Origin of the sequence: Priestia sp. SIMBA_032 (assembly GCF_046535215.1) — a bacterium.
Classification (GTDB): domain Bacteria; phylum Bacillota; class Bacilli; order Bacillales; family Bacillaceae_H; genus Priestia; species Priestia aryabhattai.
The window spans coordinates 1-239 of sequence record NZ_JAWRXD010001490.1; the positions used below are offsets into that span (position 1 = coordinate 1).

Below are 239 nucleotides of genomic sequence, written 5' to 3' on the forward strand. Positions count from 1 at the left end.
CTCCTGGAACAGGAATGGGACCATTTACGTATAGTATTGGAAACGGATTCCAGTCAGAAACGAACTTTATTGTAAAAGAAGCGAAATCTTATGATATTATAGTAAAAGACAAATATGGTTGTCCAACAACATTCCCAGCTTTAATTGAGATTTTACAGCCGGTAGTTTTAGATGTAATAAAAGATAAATTACCAAGTTGTACAGATGGTGATGGACAAGTTACAGCATCAGCAACAGGT

The 239-nt window shown here is 35.6% G+C and carries 1 protein-coding gene; it reads left to right on the top strand.

Features of this window, described 5'->3' with window-relative positions; genetic code table 11:
• Positions 1–239, top strand: a 239-nt coding sequence (locus SB717_RS39270) for a hypothetical protein (protein ID WP_410908715.1), incomplete at both ends; no start/stop codon positions are given.